The 1,967-nt window shown below is 71.6% G+C and carries 1 protein-coding gene; it reads left to right on the plus strand.

The window, feature by feature from the left end:
• Positions 1-1,967: DUF11 domain-containing protein (locus tag Q0L15_RS20985; RefSeq protein WP_296606662.1), on the plus strand; the 1,967-nt coding region annotated here is incomplete at both ends.

A 1,967-nucleotide genomic window follows, 5' to 3' on the forward strand; every position in this document is an offset into this window, starting at 1 on the left:
GGCACCTACCACCTCACCTGCACCGGAGGCGACAAGGTCGGCAACACCCAACAGCAGTGCCCCCGAACCGACATCACCGTCATCAGCGTCGCCGACACCGCCGCACCCGTCTTCGGCGACCTGCACACCACCGTGACGACCATCGACGTCACCCGCGCATCAGCCACCATCCCGGTCACCGTCCACGCCACCGACAACCTCTCCGGCGTCTCGATCGTCGGCTTCCGCCTGCTGCCCGACAGCGGCCCCGGCTACTACGGCTACCCCAGCCTCACCTCCGGCACCGTCACCGACGGAACCTGGAGCGGCAACGTCATCGTCCCCCAGTACGCCCCCGCCGGCACCTACCACCTCACCTGCACCGGAGGCGACAAGGTCGGCAACACCCAACAGCGCTGTCCCAGCGAACCCATCTCGGTCACGAACGACTCAGTCGATCTGACGGTGGCGCTCTCCGCGTCGACGCCGACGGTTCAGCCCGATGGCACGCTCTTAATGACCGCGACGGTGGCGAACACCAGCGCAGCGACGCCGGTCGACCCACGAGTCACCATCCCCGTGCCGTTCGGCACCACGCTGATCTCGCTCCCGCCGAGTTGCTCCCGATCTGACGACGGCCCGGTGGTCTGCCAGATCCCCGCCGGCGACCTCGCCCCCGGCAAGAGCGTCACCCGATCGATCGAGCTCAAGGTCGCGAGCGGCGCCGTCGGTTCGGTCTCTGCAACCGCCACGGCATCGAGCTCGTCGGAGGAGCGCACACCTGCCAACAACACGGCGACGCTCTCGATCCCGATCGTTGCGCCCGAGGTGCCGGACGACCCGGACCCGACCGACCCGCCCACCGGCACACCCGCGAAGCTGTCGGTCACCAACACCGTCTCGCCGGCTGAGGCGCTGCCGGGCGACACGGTGACGTACGCGCTGACCGCGACCAACGGCGCCGGCGCCGGCGACGCGACGAACACCGTCGTGACCGACGTCCTACCGGCGGGCGTGACGTTCGCGGACGCCAGCGAGGGGTGCACCAACACCGACGGGACCGTGCGGTGCGAGCTCGGCACGATCGCGACGGGCAGCAGCAAGACCGCGACGATCCGGGCGACCGTCGACCCGATCCCGATGAAGGCCGACCCGAACACCGCCCACCAGATCCTCGAGCAGAAGGCCGAGACCGACCTGCGCGTCGAGCGCGGCGAGACCAAGACGGCCACGGCGTCCTGCCCGACCGGGTACCTCGCCACCGATGGCGGGATCCGGCTCGACGCGGTCGACCAGGGCGGTGACGTCACCAAGACCAGCGTCCCGGCGAGCGGCCCGACGGCCGACGGCAGCGGCTGGACCGCGACGCTGCGCAACGACAACCCCGGCGCGGCGCTGGCGAAGGTCACAGTCGCGTGCTTGGCCCGCACCACGGTCACCGGTGCGCACCAGCACGACCTGGTCACCACGACCGCGTCCGCGCCCGCCCAGCCGCTGGCGGCGGGCACCAGCACCGTGGCCGTGGCGTGCCCGGCCGGGCAGACGCCGTTCGCGCCGTCGTACGCCCTCTCCGGAGCCGGCGTCGTGACGACGTCGAAGGAGAGCGGCAGCAGCTGGACGTTCGTGGTCGACTCCCCCGCCGCCGGGACCGGTGACTTCGGCGTCACGTGCCTGGGCGCGCGGACCACCACGGCAGCCGGGCACTACCACGCGCTGGGCATCGACCACCGGGCGCAGACCATCACGGTCCCGGCCGGGCAGACCGTCGAGACCCAGCTGACGTGCGCCGACGAGGCCAAGGGCATCGTCGCCTCGCGACGCGTCGACGCCGGGCTGGTCGACCGCGGGACCGACCCGCGGGCCAAGATCCGGTCGTTCCGGTTCACCAACCCCACTGACCACGCCCTGAGCGCCGACCTGGGCCTGACCTGCGTTGACATCCGCACCAGCGGCGAGCCGGTGTCGGTGCGCATCGCCAACACCGCGAC

Origin of the sequence: Nocardioides sp. (assembly GCF_024509035.1) — a bacterium.
Classification (GTDB): domain Bacteria; phylum Actinomycetota; class Actinomycetes; order Propionibacteriales; family Nocardioidaceae; genus Nocardioides.